Annotated in this window: 13 protein-coding genes; 1 reads left to right on the top strand and 12 read right to left on the bottom strand. The window is 49.9% G+C overall.

Translation table 11 applies throughout. The annotated features are described in order from the left end of the window. The first annotated feature begins 6 nt into the window (after positions 1–6). Positions 7–1,293 carry an acyl-CoA thioesterase/bile acid-CoA:amino acid N-acyltransferase family protein gene (locus tag B9D94_RS07675; protein ID WP_253806118.1) on the top strand — a complete coding sequence of 429 codons (1,287 nt, stop codon included), beginning with the start codon at positions 7–9 and terminating at the stop codon, positions 1,291–1,293. A gap of 93 nt (positions 1,294–1,386) precedes the next feature. Here B9D94_RS07675 and B9D94_RS07670 read toward each other — a convergent pair whose 3' ends face one another. The 12 genes from B9D94_RS07670 to B9D94_RS07615 all read right to left on the bottom strand — a co-directional run bounded on the left by B9D94_RS07670 (position 1,387) and on the right by B9D94_RS07615 (position 17,613). Beyond that, positions 1,387–3,051 (bottom strand): DUF4091 domain-containing protein, encoded by a 1,665-nt coding sequence (locus B9D94_RS07670; protein ID WP_148246756.1) that lies wholly within the window; start codon positions 3,049–3,051, stop codon positions 1,387–1,389. A gap of 127 nt (positions 3,052–3,178) precedes the next feature. Next, positions 3,179–4,603 (bottom strand): alpha-L-fucosidase, encoded by a 1,425-nt coding sequence (locus B9D94_RS07665; RefSeq protein ID WP_148246755.1) that lies wholly within the window; start codon positions 4,601–4,603, stop codon positions 3,179–3,181. 22 nt (positions 4,604–4,625) lie between these two features. Then, positions 4,626–6,254 (bottom strand): ABC transporter substrate-binding protein, encoded by a 1,629-nt coding sequence (locus B9D94_RS07660; RefSeq protein WP_148246754.1) that lies wholly within the window; start codon positions 6,252–6,254, stop codon positions 4,626–4,628. Positions 6,255–6,400: 146 nt separating this feature from the next. Next, positions 6,401–7,297, bottom strand: coding sequence for a carbohydrate ABC transporter permease (locus B9D94_RS07655; RefSeq protein WP_148246753.1), 897 nt, complete (start codon positions 7,295–7,297; stop codon positions 6,401–6,403). A 10-nt stretch (positions 7,298–7,307) separates the two neighbouring features. Further along, complete coding sequence (locus tag B9D94_RS07650) at positions 7,308–8,276, bottom strand: ABC transporter permease (protein ID WP_006211775.1); 969 nt, start codon at positions 8,274–8,276, stop codon at positions 7,308–7,310. Between the two features lie 244 nt (positions 8,277–8,520). Continuing rightward, entirely contained in the window at positions 8,521–10,779 is a 2,259-nt protein-coding gene (locus B9D94_RS07645) for a helix-turn-helix domain-containing protein (protein WP_148246752.1), read from the bottom strand. Positions 10,780–11,008: 229 nt separating this feature from the next. Next, positions 11,009–11,527, bottom strand: coding sequence for a DUF4188 domain-containing protein (locus B9D94_RS07640; protein WP_036641513.1), 519 nt, complete (start codon positions 11,525–11,527; stop codon positions 11,009–11,011). Between the two features lie 9 nt (positions 11,528–11,536). Further along, positions 11,537–12,184: a TetR/AcrR family transcriptional regulator gene (locus tag B9D94_RS07635; protein WP_006211778.1), complete on the bottom strand. Its 648-nt coding sequence runs from the start codon at positions 12,182–12,184 to the stop codon at positions 11,537–11,539. A gap of 1,372 nt (positions 12,185–13,556) precedes the next feature. Beyond that, positions 13,557–14,126: a helix-turn-helix domain-containing protein gene (locus tag B9D94_RS07630; protein ID WP_006211849.1), complete on the bottom strand. Its 570-nt coding sequence runs from the start codon at positions 14,124–14,126 to the stop codon at positions 13,557–13,559. A 33-nt stretch (positions 14,127–14,159) separates the two neighbouring features. Next, positions 14,160–15,128 (bottom strand): NAD-dependent epimerase/dehydratase family protein, encoded by a 969-nt coding sequence (locus tag B9D94_RS07625; RefSeq protein WP_006211850.1) that lies wholly within the window; start codon positions 15,126–15,128, stop codon positions 14,160–14,162. An 18-nt stretch (positions 15,129–15,146) separates the two neighbouring features. Then, on the bottom strand, positions 15,147–16,337 hold the full coding sequence (locus B9D94_RS07620) for a glycine C-acetyltransferase (protein WP_148246751.1): 1,191 nt from the start codon (positions 16,335–16,337) through the stop codon (positions 15,147–15,149). A 373-nt stretch (positions 16,338–16,710) separates the two neighbouring features. After that, positions 16,711–17,613 (bottom strand): LysR family transcriptional regulator, encoded by a 903-nt coding sequence (locus tag B9D94_RS07615; protein ID WP_148246750.1) that lies wholly within the window; start codon positions 17,611–17,613, stop codon positions 16,711–16,713. Positions 17,614–17,807 lie beyond the last annotated feature (194 nt).

Below are 17,807 nucleotides of genomic sequence, written 5' to 3'. Positions count from 1 at the left end.
TTGCTTGTGAACCGATCTAAAATTATAATCAGTGATCCTCATTCCATGGTAGATGCTCCTATAAAGATATCTGCCGCTGGGATGCAGCCGCAAGAAACCGTAACATTCCATCTGATCAAAAAAATAAATGAGGAACGATATTTAGCCTCACAGGCGAGTTTTGTTGCAGACCCTGAAGGTAAAGTAGAGCTGGACCATCAAGCACCCATCCATGGCACATACTGCGGCGTGGATGGAATGGCCTTGTTTTGGTCCATGGAGCCTACCGTAAAGAATGCACTGACGCATGTTCTGGACGAAAAATATAATCAACCCGACACTCGTGATGAACTGTCGCCACAAACCTCGCTAATGCTGTTGGAAACTCATGATGAGATTGTGGCACATCAAGCTGTAACCCGCCATTGGACAAGCAATGATACTGTGAAGCAAACCGTGCGGGAAGCAGGTCTGATTGGGAACTTTTTTTATAACAAGGATTTGAAACCCAGACCCGGCATTATCGTTGTGGGCGGATCCGAGGGAGGCATGAACGAGAAAACCGCTGCCCTTCTGGCCTCGCACGGATTCTCGGTATTCGCGCTTGCCTATTTCGGCGTGGAGAATCTCCAAAAGCAGCTAAGGGATATACCACTTGAATACGTTGAATCGGCCATAAAATGGCTGCAGAAGCGATCTGAAGTTCAGGCAGGAGGATTCGGAATTCACGGTACGTCAAGGGGCAGTGAACTTGCTCTGTGGTCAGCCGCCTTGTTTCCTGAAATCACAGCCGTTGTCTCCTTGAACGGATCAGCCGTATCGTTCAGCGGAATTGTCCCATGGAGTAATGATCCAACGCTTCCACCTGCATGGACCTACCAAGGCCAGCCGCTCCCCTATCTGCAGCCAGATAATCCAGTCCAATTGGCGAATGAATGCAAAGAAATGTGGATTAGCCAAAAGGGAAATCCTTTCCGTAAATGGCACGACGGGTTGTCCGCTAACATCGATTGGCTAGAGAGGGCAACCATCCCTTTAGAAAAAATAAACGGCGAAGTCTTAATGATATCGGGATCAGCCGATGAAAGCTGGGATTCTGCTGCTCTATCGGAGCAAGGATTACGGAGAAAAACACAAAACGATCCAGCAGCGATATCCAAGCATCTAATCTATGATGGGGCAGGCCATTACATCGGCATACCTTACTTGCGTGCGATTTCCCCCGATCCGGGAACCAAGCAGCAACTTGCGGAAGCCAGTGTGGACTCGTGGAAAAAAACAATCGAATTCTTTAAGCAGAGGTTATGTACATAAAACGAATGCCCCACGTTCACCGTTAAACGGTGAATGCGGGGCATTTTCAATATATTCACACGGGTTTGGATGGAGCTGCACTTGCCCTCCCGTTTACTTCACAACCATATTCGCCTTGATCTCCTCATTCATCCACTGCCGCTTCGACAGCAGCCATTCCATATCCCTGGGGTAGCACTTAAAGGTGATCGGCTCCTCCAGCCCTTCCTCCAGCGACTGCATGACGGCTTCTCGGCCGATCAGCGTCTCGAGCAGCTGAAGCGCTCTCAAATCCTGCAGTGCCTCCTGAAATACCTTCAGCCGAATGGATTCGATAGGCCCTTCTTCGCCAGGGTATACCACAAAAGCATCCCCGGAAGGAAAACCGCCGTCCGCATCCGTCACCTGGAATGGATCAATGGCACGGCGCGAGTATTGCGAGTTCCAAAAGTTGTATCCCCAGTGCAGGAACCCCTCGATGTTGTACTTATACAGCTGAATGCCGAGAATCCGGTTTCTTGCCGACGGCAGATTGAAGAAGCGGTTCGATACCTCTTTGTACTGGGAACAGCAATAATAGGTCCACAATGGCGTTACTTGTTGGTCCAGAAAAGGCTCGATGTGGTTGCTGCCTGGAATCGGTCGTTTCACCAGTCCTTGCTCATAGAACGAAATATCGGATAAGGCATCAATAATTGGATAATCCGGCAGCAGTTCATTCATCAATCGGCTCGCATGGCCATATGCCTCCAGATGGGAGACAGACGGCTCGTCGGATACATGGAAATAGCAGCGCTGTTTCAGTCCCCGGCTTTCGATCCAGCCGGTCAGCGCCGGAATGAATTGTCTGATGAAGGCATGGTACGAAGATCCCATCGCATCCGTATCCCACCCGAACAGCTTCTCGCTCTTGCCGTTCACGTTGCCCATAATCTTCGGCGCATGCCGGGCTCCCCATTGCGTGAAGAGATGCGAGAACTCCAAGTATTGAATCCCATGAGCATCGCATAAGTCCGCCCAGCGGTCGAGTTTATCGAATGCAAACGCATACGTTCCATCTTCGCTAACAGCCACATCAACCAGTTGTACCGTGGGACGCTCCCCGCCCACTTCTGTATCCAGCGGAGGCGTAAACAAAGGCGTAAGGATCATATTGATCCCATGCCGGGCAGCAGTCCCCATAAATTGTCCCATCAAGGCCCAGTGACGCTCACTAAAAATCTCGACACCGTAATAGGCAGCCAGACAATCGGCATGAAACCATTCTGTATGAATCAGCGTTTGGGCAGGTAATAATGCCGGAATGACTTCCAGTGTGAAGACCTCTTCACCAAGAGACTCCCCCGAATCGGCTTCAAAGCGGATTCCTATTTCATATGTACCGCCCTTTACCTCATCCTCAGGCTGCACCGTAATCCATAGACTTCTCCACTGGTTCGGGCATCCTGTCACAACAGATTCTGCGGTCAAGGGCAGCAGCGGGTCCGGATACAGGCCCGGCGTGGATCTTAAGACAAATTCGTCATGATCATGGTACGCTGGCAGCTCCGATGGAACCAGACCAACGGAACGGACGATAATGTGCGGGCTTATCTCCGACTGAAGCATGACACGGATGTTTTTCAACAAGCGATTGGAACGGTAAGCGACCTGAAACGAAAACGTCTCATTACAAAATGCGGACCCGTTGTTATACGAACCTTGCAACAGTTCTTCATCGGCAAACACTTTGGACAAGGAGCTCAGAAGCCGGGTCTGGAACGTTACGGATTGGCTCATGCGCGATACATCCTCTCTACTGTGGAGTAAGGTCTGGTCTCACATACATCTTACACTAATCTGGAGGGAGCGGAAGGTGAACGAATCTTTTTTTGGAAAAATATGATTCGGTTTCGCAATCAGCCTATCAATCCCCAGCGCCCCTGTACACTTCAAAGCTGGACAGGCGCGGGCACCATCTCGATTCCATAATGGTCAGCCGAATATACTGAGAACGCACGGCAGAAAATCGACAGATGCGCTTGTGACCAACAACGGTGCCGGATTGAATCGGATGCCAGGTTCCATTTGCGATATATTCAAGCTCAAACCTCTCGATTCGTTGTCCATACCGATATTCAGCCAGTACAATATGATCGAAATCGATCTCACGTCCGAAGTCCAGCTCAATCACGGCATACTCGGTACCGTCCTCCGGACTCCAATACGTATCTCTGCTGCCATCCAGCATATGACGCGCGTCCCATCCCTGCTTGCTTTCCGATGCCGTTATATGCGCATCCGCTGCGAGATTGGTCCTGAACGTATTGCGAATGGCATCTCCAAGCTCCCGCAGCCGCTGCATGTCATGCTCATGAACCAGTCCCCGGGTATCCGGTGGAATATTGAGCAGAAAAGTCGCGTTGCCGCCAACCGATCCGTAATAGATATGGAGCAGTTCCTCCAGAGATCTAACCTTACCGTCCTCGGAAGCATGGTGGAACCACCCCGGACGGATGGACGTGTTGACTTCAGCCGGATACCACACCAGCTCCTGCTCGCCCTGAATGACATCACGGCTGCCCAGATCCTCTTCATCCGACTCATAACGGCGCGCAAACTCCCGATCGTCGGCTTGCTGCGATTTTTCCTGGATGGCTTCATTCTGGCGCAATGACGAAGGAACTACGCTCCATTCGGATTCTCTGCAGTGTCCCGCCTCATTCCCGCACCAGCGGATATCCGGCCCGCATACCGAGATGGCGGCGTTCGGCTGCAGCTCGCGAATCAGCGAGTAATACGCCTCCCAGTCGTATTCCTGACGCTTGCCGTTCGGTCCTTCACCGCAGGCACCGTCAAACCAGACGCAGAATAGATCGCCATAGCCGGTCAGCAGCTCTCGTAATTGATTCAGGAAGAATTGATTGTATCGCGCTGAATCTCCATATGACGGTTCATGCCGATCCCAAGGGGACAGGTAAATCCCGAATTTGATTCCGCCTCTTCTGCAAGCATCGGCAACCTCCTTCACCACATCGCCGAGCCCGCTTCGCCAAGGGCTGTTCCTCACGGTATGCTCCGTATAGCGGCTTGGCCAGAGACAGAACCCGTCATGATGCTTGCATGTGAGGATCAAGCCGCGCATGCCGGCACTGATACAGGCTTCAACCCACTGGTCAGCATCCAGCTGCTCGGGATTAAACCATGCGGGATCCTCTTTTCCGGTGCCCCATTCCATATCCGTGAACGTATTGATTGTAAAATGAAAGAAAGCATAAAACTCCATCTCCTGTACGGCCAGTTGGCGCTCCGAGGGCTTAATGTTGGCAGCGTATTCAATGAAATTGTGCACGCGATAAACCTCCCATTCCTATCTATCCTTGGTTGTCTAATGCCTTCTGGTGAATTTCCAGATACTTATCCAGCTGCAGTCCTTTAAACCCGCTAACATATGCATCCCAATCCTTCTCAATATCCTTACTACCGGTCACGAATTGGGCCAGGTTCGATTTCACGTAATCTTGAATAGTCTTCTGAATCTGAGCGATAAAGGTTGCATCGGTGGGGTCGATAAATACGTCCGTCGGGTAGACCGCATCCGGCTTCGCAAATGGCTCGTATTTCTTCGCGGCAAGCCATAGGCGATATTCATAGGCTCCGTTGCCGAGCGGATCCGCCGGTGCCACAAAGGATTCCCGAAGCGAGTTCACCATCAGCATCGTGCCGAGCTGCCACCAGGTCACGTCAAGCGATCCATCGGGCACATCCCGTTTCAGCGCTTCGTATACGGCTGGCTTGCCATTGTAATCGAGAGCCCCGGACTCCGCCTTCCGCCAGCCGTCTCCTTCAAAACCCCACGAGGTCATCACGGTGCCTTCCTCGGAGAACAGGTAATCCGCCAGCTTAATCGCTGCCACCCGCTGCTCCTCTGTCGCTTTGTTTGTAATGACAAACGATCCGTCTCCAGCACCTACGCTGTACCCTGCAAGCTGTACCCCGCCCGGACCTTTCAGCGGAGGCACGACATCGTATTCCTTATGACGCGGCTTCGCTTCCGTCGGTTCCAGCACACTGCTGATCAGTGCGTACCCAACGGTACCGACTACATTGTCCGTTTTGTTCCCGAGCTGCTTCACGGCATCCCCATTTTGCGTAAAGGCTCCCTTGTCGATCAGTCCTTCGCTGTACAGCTTGCGGAGGTACTTCAGCCCTTCCTTCCATTCGGGCTCAGCCGCGGACAAGATCACCCTGCCATCCTTGACACTTAAATAGGTTGTGCCGTTATTGTAGATGAAGGCATTCATCAAAAAAGCATCTACACCTCCACCCCACACATCAAGGGAGGTTGTCATCGGAATTTCATCCGCTTTGCCATTGCCATTCGGATCCTGCTCCTTGAAGGCTTTCAGCACTTCATAGAACTCATCGGTTGTTGTGGGCATCTCCAGCCCCAACTTATCGAGCCAGGTCGTATTGACCCACATCCGCTGACCATATGTGCAGTGCAGGCACTCATTCACCTTCGGAAGTGCATAAATATTCCCGTCCGGCGCAGTTATGGCCGGTTTTAAATAGGAAACTTCCTCCAGCGCTTTTTTGATGTTGGGTGCGTGCTGGTCAATTAAGTCATTTAACGGAATGAAAGCCCCCTGCATGCCATATTTGATCTGATCCGCCTTGGATATGCCGGCATTCATGATGAGGGCCGGATAATCCCCGCTTGCCAGCATCAACAGTTTCTTATCGTTGAATACCGCGTCGGGCGTTGTATTCCATTTAAATGTAATGCCCAGCTTATCTTCAATATGCTTGGAGAACGGATTGACATCCAGACTTTCAATCCCCGCTGTCTGAGGAGCAAACACCGATAATTCAACAGGTGCGCCTGACCCCGGGGAACTTGCCGAACCTTCAGTTCCTGTTTCACTCGCCTTACCGCAAGCTGATAGTACCAGTACAACGGCCAGAATCAGACTTAAACATAATCCAGTGAACCTTCTCAAATCAATTCCTCCTTAATATGGAATACCCGCCCATTGATCTTGTATGAAACCGCTTTAGCAACGACCCCCAGTTTGTCTGAACATCAGAAATACCCTATTCTGCAATGTCGGCCTCACCCCCTCTATAACATCCGGTTAACTAAGGTTCATCCTTTCAAGGAGCCGATCATGACACCCTTGACAAAATACTTCTGCACAAACGGATAGATGATCAACACCGGCGCGCTTGCAACCACAATCAGCGAATATTTCAGCAAGTCCTTCAGTCCCTCACGAGCCAGAAGCTCATTCACATTGGTCACCATCTCCGAGCTGACGGAATTCAGAATCAAAATGTCCCTCAGGAATATCTGAAGCGGAAACAGGCTGCTGTCCTTGAGATAAATCAAGGCGTTGAAATAAGAATTCCAATGACCGACCGCATACATAAGTGCGAGCACAGCCAGGATCGGCTTGGAAAGCGGCAGGACGATTTTAATAAAAAAGGTAATGTCGCTGCTCCCATCCATCTCCGCAGCCTCGGCCAGTTCCTCTGGAATGGTGGTCTGAAAAAAGGTTCTGGCAATGATGACCTGAAATACGGCCAGCGCACCCGGTATAATCATGGCCCAGCGCGTATCGAGCATGCCCAGCGACTTCACGAGCAAATAGTTAGGAATCAATCCCCCGTCGAAAAACATCGTGAACACCAGCAGCATCATCACCATATTTCGAATGTAAAACGTCTTTCGGGCCAGCGGATAAGCAAGCATCACCGTGAACGCAACATTAACCACTGTGCCGACGACAGCATAGAACAAGGAGTTGCCAAACCCGATCAGAATGTTGGAATTCTGAAATACAGCTTTATACCCCATCAGCGTAATATCCACGGGCCACAGCCACACCTTGCCAGAGGATACTGCCGAAGGAGAACTGAAGGATGCGCTTACAATATGCAGCAGCGGAAACAGAATAACGATCAGAATGATGGCTAAGAACAAATATACGATGCCAAGAAATATCCGGTCTGCAGCGGACTCCCGTACTGTGGTTCTGCTCATGCGATTCCTCCTACCATAGACTTGTGGATGAGACTCTTCGGGATACGTAATTGACAATAACCAGCAAAATAAAATTGATCAACGAGTTGAACAAGCCGATTGCGGCCGAGAAACTGAAGTTTGCTCCAAGCAATCCGACCTTGTACACATAAGTGGAGATGACCTCGGACGTATTCTGATTGAGCGGATTTTGCATGAGATAAATTTTCTCAAAGCCGAGGCTCATCAGGTTGCCAAGATTCAGAATCAACAGGATGACGATGACGGGAACCAAGCTGGGAATATCGATATGGATGATTTTTTGGAGGCGGGTTGCACCATCCACCCTTGCTGCCTCATACAAATCGGGGTTAACTCCAGCCAAGGCCGCAATATAGATGATGGCGCCATATCCGGTGAACTGCCATACATCAGACCAGACATAAATCGATTTGAACAGCCCTGGAATGCCTAGGAAATCCACAGTCTCAAGCCCCAACGCCCGGTATAGATTGCTCATCAGCCCGGTATTTGGCGAGAGATTCACAATCAGAATGGAGACGATCACAACTGTTGATATGAAGTATGGGGCATACGTAACCATCTGGACGGTTTTCTTGAATCGGCCGTTCCTGATCTCATTCAGCGCCAGCGCCAACAGAATGGGGGCAGGGAAACCGACTAGGAGACCGTACAGGGAGATTTCCAGCGTGTTGCGGACATACTGCCAGAAGAACGGTGCCTCAAACAGCTGACTGAAATAATCGAAACCGATCCAGGGGCTGCCGAATATGCCTTGCACCACGTTGTATTCCTTAAACGCAATCAAGACGCCGAACATCGGAACGTATTTGAAGAGGATGATATAGAGCAGCGGGAAGAATATCAGCAGGTAAAACTGCCAGTGCCTCATCAGCTTCTTCTTCGTTCGGTTTACGGGCTTGTTCGGTGGTGCAGATGCACCTGCAGGTAATGTCATGACTTTGCTCATACGAGCCATCAGGTCACCCTCCTTCACTTCGTGATGACCTCAAGTTTAGAGGGAACACCTCGCCCCGTTCAATAAACAAGATTCTCCGGATCAACGTATTTCCGCTAAAAGAGACGCAGCACAATCCATACATGTAACGTCGAGCGATAAACCTTTTTCTCCACTAAACCAATCTCGCGTTATAGCAAAAAAGCCCGGCAGGACCGCAAAATCCGCAGGACTTTCTAAATGGCAAGGTCATGTATTAGAAGGGTTAGATCGAACGGTCGGCACCCGTAGTCCGAGTGTCTGAAGCCGCTTGCTCCCGGTAGTCACCCGGCGACATTCCCGTCATTTTTTTGAACATCCGCCCAAACGAGATGGCATTCGAATATCCGACTTCGGTGGCTATATCCTGCACGGGAAGCAATGTCTCTTGAAGCAGTTTCCGGGCATGATTCATCCGCAGCTCGATTAAATAATCCACAAATTTCTGTCCAGTCTCCTCGCGAAACAGCTTGCTCAGCGTCTTCCAGTTTATATCGAAGCGTTCGCTCAAATAATGGAGTGATAGGTCCGGGTTGCTCGAGTTCTGCTCCATAAACAAGCGTATTTTCAAAATCGCATCCGCATGATTGCGCCCTTGCATCAGGGCTGACATCCTCTTGAACAGGCTGGATAAAGCTTCCCCATAGCTATGCTCCAGCTGCTCCAGCGTCTCGGAAGATTGAAGAGCCCTCCTTAAGGCCGGCTGTCCCTCCTGTATCCACAAATCCTGAAACTCTTTGGCCATGCACGACATTTCCCGACCCAGCGAATACATCATGTAATCGGCCAAACTCACCACGCCGTCCCGGTCCAGCATATTCTGTTCAATGTTATGGATGAGGGTATCGTATTTCGCCTGCCAGTCCCCGTTAACAAGCCGGAAAGATTGAGCCATGGACCGGATCAGGTTCAGAAAATCAAAGGCATGGCCCCGCTCCTCGCCGGTTACTTGTGTATAATGAATGATTCGGTTCTCGCCGAGGATCATTTTGTACTTCAATGCGGTAAGTGCCTGCTCGTAGGACTCCGTGATGTCCGTGTACCGCTCCGCTATCTCCCCAATGCCAATTGTAATGGTCAGTTTAAGATACTCTTCCGTCCACAGGCGGGCATGCTCAAACAGCGCAACCATCTGCTGTTCAGCGTTCTGCTCCCGTGCTTCCGTTATGACGCCCAGCTTGGAGGCAGATATCCATTCTGTCCATATGACCGCTCCCTGTCCTGCAGCAATTTCCTGGACTGCGCTTTTCAGGGCAAACTTCATCAAATATTGGTCCTGCTGCAGGTATTGATCGCAGAACAGTGTGTATTTGTCGATCTCGATCACTTGAACCGTTAGCGGTTTGGACAAGTCAGGCAATCCCATGACATCGTGCTGCACGTTCCATTGCTCCAGGCTGGACGGGTACTGCCCTTCCATCAACTGCTGAAACAAATACGCTTTTCGCAGATGCAAATCCTCCCGATGCTGCTGTTGGAAGCTGTTCGACTGCTCCAGAATGCTCTCCAGCGCAGATTCGATAAAAGCAAATTCATCCTGTTTACTGCCATGGAGCAAGGAGCTTGTCTTGGACTGCGAATATTTCTGAATCCGGGACACGATGGCCTCAATGGGTTTATAATTTCTACGGGTCACCCATATAATCCAGACGATACCGGCTGCGCACATGAGTAGGCCGACCATAAACCATACATTGTATAGTTGGCTGACCAAATCCGCCATCTTGCCCCGGGTTAATCCTCCCTCATAAACCCAATTGGTATACGGAGACACCGCACGGGAGACCATTTCTCCATCCTCCGAGGCGGAGGTGCTTGCATTCATGGCATGACCTGCCGCATCCAACACATGAATAAAACTCACCTCGGGATTAACCATGCTGCGTATCATTTGATGTATGGCATCTGCCTTGATATTAATCGTTATGATGCCTTTGCCATGCGTAACGAAGGGCGCTTCACGTACAAGGGTCAGCACCTTCGATGCGTTATGAAAGCTGAATTCATGAAAATCCCTGACGCCACTCCACTTGGCTTCGCTGTTGGCCTGACTTAAATAGGGCCTGAGAAAGCTATAATCAGCATAATCCTGTAATTTGAAGGTGGATGAAGTGCTTAAGACAAACTCGTCCTGTGCCCGAACAAGCACCATAGAATCCACGAGCGGGTTGGAGACCTTGAACTGCTTCATCGCCTTCAGCGCCTGCATGTTTAAATAAACATTATCCTGATCCTCATGATTGAAAAACTCGGACATATCCGGGTTGAATAACAGTTCCTGCACCAGCATCTGGTCAATCGCTTTCAGCGAATTATCCACCGAGCGCATCGCCTGCTGAATCATCATCTCATTGGCCCGAATCGCGCCTTGCCGCGACTGTTCGCCGAGCATTTGGAAAAATACAAAAAACACAAAGGAAATCACGATAAAGAAGACCGGCATATACGATAAAAGCTGTCGGTAAAACCACGCTTTTCTTCCCATAGGCATCCCCCTGAGTGATAGAATTCCTAATCCGATTCATCGATTGGAAGTAATTTCATCATAGAAGAACGCCCGGGGTTTACCAACACTTTTTTGGACAAGTCATGAAAAACACATCTAAAGCATCACTACTTGCATAGCATGGACTGGATCTTAATCCTATGGTATTTATCCTTACCCTTAGCTGTGTGGTAATTCAGAGGATCCGCCCACCGCCGATATTCGGAGACTACGGATTGGGAGGATTGGGAGGAGTGGGCACAGCGGGTTCTCCCTCGCGGCCCAGCCGCCGGCTTGCCGTTTCCCTGCGTCCCGTTGCTGGAACATGGGCTCCGGCTTTCGCCAGACCGAACCTCGGCATATTGTTATATACACATTCGTATTGACCTTGATCGATGAGATAGGATTCGTGAAAAATACCAACGTCCCCACCCGTTCCAACCTTGCGGTTGAAGTCCCTCCAGGCGGTCAGATGTTTGGCTCCATGACGGGCATAATGCTCCAGGTGTTCGAAACTTCTCCAATATTGAATGAGGGTAACTCCCCGCCACGACAAATGAAAAGTGCCATCCAAAAATCCAAGCTCCTCTTTGTTCCGGTACAGCTCCTGAATCATGGGGGACATGGCGTTCACCACAGGCAGCCATTTATGCACCGACCACCATTTATTAATCCGCATCCCGATCACAAATACAACGAAGGGTCCATCTATGTGTGCGGTATAACGCCCTGGGATTACCTTGCTCATACGTGTGTATCACTCCTCTTTTTTCGTTTCCAGCAGGCCCAGATGGGTCTCGTAAAAACGTTCTATGTCTGTTGAATTGTACAGCTGTGCCGTTAGAAATGCGCCGTAAAAAACCGTGAAACCTATCTGCACGGCCTGCTCCAAGGTCAAGGCTTTATTGAGGTTACCGGCCTGGGCTTCTTCCTTCATGAATTGCTGGAACAATTCGTACATATTGGGCGATAAGCTACCGGCTTCCTCTTGGCCGGGAAAGAGCAGCGTCACCTCCGCCGGGCTAAGCTCAGGCATGCTGGGCTGCATGTTCTGCTCGGCCAGAAAGGAGATCAGGCTCGGCATCATCCCCGGCCTCACCTGATGTTCCTTCGCCACCTGGGACAACAGATGGCGAAATGCCTGAAATCCCTTTTTACCTTCCGTCTCAATCTCAATGATCCGCTCGGTCAGCCATATCCGCATGAAATAAACCAGGATATCCTCTTTGCGCTGGTAGAACTTGAAAAAGGTAACCTTTGATAGCTCTGCCCTCCGGCAGATGTCCTCCAGCATGACTTGGCTGAACATCCGCCCCTGCATCAGGGACAATCCCGCTTCATACAGCGTGATTTTGTTTTTGGCTTTTTTTAATTCTCTTAATGGGATATCTGAATGTGTTGTCAATGCTCGCACCACCTTTTAGATTAACATATGTAAATAAATTAACATAAGTTAATTTATTTTGTCAAAGTAAAGTGAGAGGGGCTATTTGCTTAATGTGCCAGCAGAAGTGTCGATGTTCATACCACCGGGGCTTAACGGACCTGAGGTACGTTATTCACCCGATTTATGTCCATCACACTTTCTAACGGACTCCACAGCCGCTATTCGGCTTGAAAGCGACCAAAAAGTCGTCTGTTATAGAGAATAACGGCTCTCATGTCCGATAGATTCGCCGAAACCCCTTTTTCCAGGAAATAGGGTGTCCTCAGTCCGCTAAACTGCTGGAGTCATCCGATTACCTGCTGCCCCCGCGCACTGCTCGGACACTCGATTACCTTATCCGATCCAGCACACTGCTTGAACGCTCGTCTATCTTCTAACCCAGCACGCTACTTCAACACTCGATTACCTTCTAACCCCGCACGCTGCTTCGTCACTCAATTACCTTCTGAACCCGCACGCTGCTTGGACCACTCGCTTGCCTTCTAACCCAGCACGCTACTTCAACACTCGATTACCTTCTGAACCCGCACGCTGCTTGGACCACTCGCTTGGTGAAGGCGGGAAACGCGTTGAATGGGAATGCTTAAAACAAACAAAAAGGCAAGTTCAGGACATATTCCTGTACTTACCTCAGTACATTTTTGATATGGCACAAACAGGTGCCTTTATAATTCTCGAAAATTCTCAAGATTCGGCGGTTCCAGCCACTGTTGGCAACCGTTGCTCCCACGGTAGTCACCTTGACGCTGGTGGATGAACATACCACCGAGGCTTAACGGACCTCAGGTACGTTATTCACCCGATTTATGCCCATCACACTTTCTAACGGACTCCACAGCCGCTATTCAGCTTGAAAGCGACCAAAAAGTCGCCTGTTATAGAGAATAACGGCTCTCATGTCCATTGGATTCGCCAAAACCCCTTTTTTCAGGAAATAGGGTATCCTGGGTCCGTTAAACTACTGGAGTCACTCAATTACCTTCTGACCCCACGCACTGCTAGGACACTCGATTGCCTTCTAACCCAACACACACTGCTTGAACGCTCGTCTATCTTCTAACCCAGCACGCTGCTTCGTCACTCGATTACCTTCTGAACCCAGCACGCTACTTCAACACTCAATTACCTTCTGCCCCCGCGCACTGCTCGGACAATTGCCTACCTTCTGACCCATCCCGCTACCCGGACACTCGTCCACTATCCTGACCCAGCAACATGCCCGGATACTCGCCTACCAGTTGAGCCACCAAAAGGTTGAACAGCACCCTTCGGGTCCGCTTGGTCATTCACCGCCCCCGAAGGAACGGCTACCCCAAGCAGCACGTGGTGATCACCCCCGGGCTGCGGCGTCCGCGTAGAAAATAATGGTGTAGAACTTCGTTGTCTCTTTGCCTGGATTGACGTAACGATGCGGCCGGTTGGCAGAGAAGTGAACGGAACTTCCGGCAGGAACGGTATAGCTCTCGTCTTCGCGCCAGAGTTCCAACTCTCCCTGGTGGACAAAAATATACTCCTCCACGCCTTCATTATGTGCTTCAGATCCATGGTCGCAGCCCGGATCCATCATAACCATATACGACTCGAATTTAGTGCGCAGGTTGTAAGAGAACAGCGGGTACACCCGGTACGCGCCCTCTGCCTCGTGAAAAGGCTCCAGGTCATCCGGAGATACCACGGTCACCTCGGTTTCCGTCTCTTCAATGAGTGTGGTGAATGAAATGCCAAGACCGCTAACGATACGCCACAGCACGGAGATCGTTGGGTTGGAATCACCGCGCTCGATCTGTCCCAGCATGGCTTTGCTTACGCCGGTCAACTCGGCTACGTTATCGAGGCTGAGGCCTCGGGATTTACGAATGGCTTGCAGATTTCTCCCTACCTTTTTATGAATGGGTTCCAAGTGTAACAATATCCTCCTTCTGATGCTAAGCCGTTAACTGATCTTGCTCTGATCAGCCTGCGACTTCTCCATAAGCTTTGACACCATATCATCGGTCATATGGTTCAAATCATATTGTACATCAAAACCCCATTCTTCGCGTGCTGCAGTTGCATCGATTGAATCCGGCCACTCGTTTGCAATCGCTTGGCGGACAGGATCCACCTCATAGCCAAGGCTAAAATTCGGTATATGACGGCGGATGCTGGCCGCAATACATTCAGGATCGACACTCATCGCCGTTACGTTGAAGGCATTGCGGTGCTTTAATTTTGCCGGATCGGCCTCCATTAATGCAATGACAGCCCGAATCGCATCCGGCATATACATCATATCAAGGTACGTCCCTTGATTAATGTAGGAGATATAGCTGCCTTTATGGATGGCGGCACCAAACATCTCAACCGCATAATCCGTGGTACCTCCTCCCGGAGGCGCGGAGTGGGAGATCAGTCCCGGAAAACGCAACCCCCGGGTGTCCACTCCATATTTGTGATAATAGTAGTCACACAGTAGTTCACCTGACACCTTGCTGACTCCATACATCGTGTGCGGACGCTGCAGGGTGTCTTGCGGTGTTGCGCTTTTTGGGGTATCTGCCCCGAATGCCGCGATAGAGCTAGGCGTAAAGAATTGGCAGGATAATGCGCGAGCCGTCTCCAGGGCACTTAACAGTCCGCCCATGTTCAAGTTCCAGGCAAGCGCCGGATTGGATTCGGCTTTAGCCGACAACAGGGCTGCGAGATGAATGATCGTATCAGCCCGATGCGCTTGAGCCGCCTCGTGAAATGCATGATGATCGGTCACATCCAGTATTCGGAACGGTCCTGACTGTACCGTTTCATGCTGGATCTGTCGTATGTCTGTTGCAAGAACCGCCTCTTCGCCGTAAATCTGCCGCAATGTTGCTACCAGGTCTGAACCAATCTGACCGAGTGCACCCGTTACCATAATTCGTTTCATTGTTCGTGCCCCCTTAAGTTAGATCAGACCCAGTTCGCGTCCGATGGTTTCATATGCCGAAAGTGCACGGTCCAGCATCTCCTGTGTATGGATAGCGGTCGGCATGTTGCGAACTCTTCCCGTGCCCTTTGGCACCGTCGGGAATACAATCGCTTTGGCATACACGCCTTCTTCGTACAATCTTGTGCTGAATTTCTGTGTCGTTGCTTCATCTCCAATGATGCACGGTGTAATCGGGGTTTCCGTCCGTCCGACAGAGTAGCCAAGATCCTTGAGTCCTTCTTGCAGATACCGGGTATTCTCCCAAAGCTTCATTTGAAGCTCTTTGCTGTTCTGCAGGATGTCGATGGCCGTAATGCAGGCCGCTATGTTGCCTGGGGGCAGCGCTGTTGAGAACAGGAACGGCCGACTGCGGACCTTGAGCCAATCCACCAAATCACGGGATCCTGCAACATACCCTCCGACAACACCAACTGCCTTGGACAAGGTTCCAATCTGAAAATCCACTCTATCCGACAACCCAAAATGCTTCACTGTACCTGCACCGCCGCCAAGAACGCCCGAGCCGTGCGCATCATCCACATAAGTGATCAGATCATAGCTTTCGGCGATTTCCACGATTTCAGGAAGCTTTGCAATGTCGCCATCCATCGAGAATACACCATCCGTAATAACCATAATTTTGCTGTATAACCCGGACTCTCTCGCTTCTTTTGCTTTTGAACGCAAATCGTCCATATCCGAGTGGTTAAAACGAATCACCTTCGCCTTGGTCAAGCGACAGCCGTCAATGATGGAGGCATGGTTCAATTCATCCGACAGGATAGCATCTCCTGCTCCCATCACCGCTGAGATCGCCGCCATATTACAATTGAAACCGGATTGATACGTAAGCACCGCTTCCGTTCCTTTGAATTGAGCAAGCTTCTCTTCAAGTTCAATATGAAGCGCAAGCGTTCCGTTGATGGAGCGAACTGCCCCGCTTCCGGTTCCGAAATCGGTTGTTGCCTGAATTGCAGCTTCCTTCAGTCGCTCATCATTTGCTAGACCAAGATAGTTATTGGAAGATAAATTCACAAATTCACGGCCCTGAATAGTAATAATCGGACCATTCGGACTTTCAAGAGGCTGGATGGTATTATAAAGTCCTTGCTGCTTGAGTTCTGTTAGATTATCCTGTAAGAAAGCGCTTAACGAGTTGCTGGCCATATAAATTCCTCCCGTGGATCCGAAGTTCTAAAACGTACATAACATTTACCATTCCATTGTATGCAAAAAGTCACACGCATGCAATATCCCGCACATAAATATGCTATATTAGATTTTTCGGTAAAAAAAATCCCTTCAGCATTCATAGGAAAACATCTGCCTATGATTAACTTGAAGGGGCAATAAATCATTACGATTTTCAGATCTGGTCTGCTATTTCTTTAATTAAAACTCAGTTTTTTCTGCCTCTATGGTTTCTCTACCTCACCTGAAAATAATCTCTCTGTTAAGATAGGTATACCATATGGATGCTGCTCTATAGTAAATCCAATAAACTATAGCCAGTTATAGTAAGAAGCTATATCGTACAAAATCAAGTTGTTATCGCTTGATGGAGCGCCTCCACATAAGCTGTTGCCAGCTTGGACAGCGATGCATTTCTATGGCTGATCCAGCCCACCTTGATCGTCTCATCACAATCGAGCGGAACCGGAATAATCTCATTCCCGTTCAGGTCTGCACTTAGCACCCCGGTGGAGATGGTATAACCGTTCAGCCCGATCAGCAGATTGAACAGCGTCGCGCGGTCATTGACCCGGATGCTCTTTTTGTGCGACAGTGTGCTGAGGATCTCCTCGGAGAAATGAAACGAATTATACTCCCCCTGCTCGAAGGACAAATACGGATAATTCTGCAGCTCATCAATCGTGACGATGGACTGCTTGGCGAGCGGATTGTTGATGCTGATAAAAATATGCGGCTTCGCGGTAAACAAGCTGGTGAACTGCAAGCCCGCGTCCTTCAGCAGCTTATTGATTACCTTCGCGTTGAATTCATTGAGATAGAGAATGCCGATTTCACTGCGCAGCGTTTTGACGTCCTGAATGATTTCGTAGGTCTTCGTCTCCCGCAGAGCCAATTCGTATTCATCCTGACCGTATTCCTGAACGAGGTTTACAAAGGCGTTCACCGCGAATGCATAGTGCTGGGTCGATACGGAAAAATGCTGCGGGGACGGCTTGGCGTTCAGGTAACGCCCTTCCAGAAGCTCCGCCTGTTCTACTACTTGCCGTGCATAACCCAGAAACTCGGCTCCCTCTTTGGACAGTGAGATGCCTTTATTGGTTCGCTCGAAGATCGTGATGCGCAGTTCCTCTTCCAGATCCTTTATCGCATTGGACAGGCTGGGCTGGGAAATAAATAATCGTTTGGCCGCCTCATTCATGGAACCACGGTTGGCTACCTCGATGGCGTATTTTAATTGTTGTAAGGTCAATGTGATCCCCCTCATCAAAACTTCACGCTTCTCTATGAAGCTGGTCGTTCATGTTTCTATATCTCTATTATACAGTCTACAGCATGAAGGAATCTGATTCATTACCTGAATCGCTCACCTTATACAAGCCCATTAGGGACAAGCCAAGATCAGATTACTCAAATTTCAAGCTGCTCCGGTCTCCCTTTTAAAAT

Source organism: Paenibacillus sp. Cedars (genome assembly GCF_003184205.1).
Classification (GTDB): domain Bacteria; phylum Bacillota; class Bacilli; order Paenibacillales; family Paenibacillaceae; genus Paenibacillus_AQ; species Paenibacillus_AQ glucanolyticus.
This window is presented reverse-complemented; position numbering and strand designations above follow the sequence as displayed.

Excerpts from the sequence above, each read along its gene's own strand:
- B9D94_RS07670 (WP_148246756.1), bottom strand. The coding sequence starts at position 3,051 with ATGAGCCAATCCGTAACGTTCCAGACCCGGCTTCTGAGCTCCTTGTCC.
- B9D94_RS07655 (WP_148246753.1), bottom strand. The coding sequence starts at position 7,297 with ATGAGCAGAACCACAGTACGGGAGTCCGCTGCAGACCGGATATTTCTT.
- B9D94_RS07650 (WP_006211775.1), bottom strand. The coding sequence starts at position 8,276 with ATGGCTCGTATGAGCAAAGTCATGACATTACCTGCAGGTGCATCTGCA.
- B9D94_RS07645 (WP_148246752.1), bottom strand. The coding sequence starts at position 10,779 with ATGGGAAGAAAAGCGTGGTTTTACCGACAGCTTTTATCGTATATGCCG.
- B9D94_RS07640 (WP_036641513.1), bottom strand. The coding sequence starts at position 11,527 with ATGAGCAAGGTAATCCCAGGGCGTTATACCGCACACATAGATGGACCC.
- B9D94_RS07625 (WP_006211850.1), bottom strand. The coding sequence starts at position 15,128 with ATGAAACGAATTATGGTAACGGGTGCACTCGGTCAGATTGGTTCAGAC.
- B9D94_RS07620 (WP_148246751.1), bottom strand. The coding sequence starts at position 16,337 with ATGGCCAGCAACTCGTTAAGCGCTTTCTTACAGGATAATCTAACAGAA.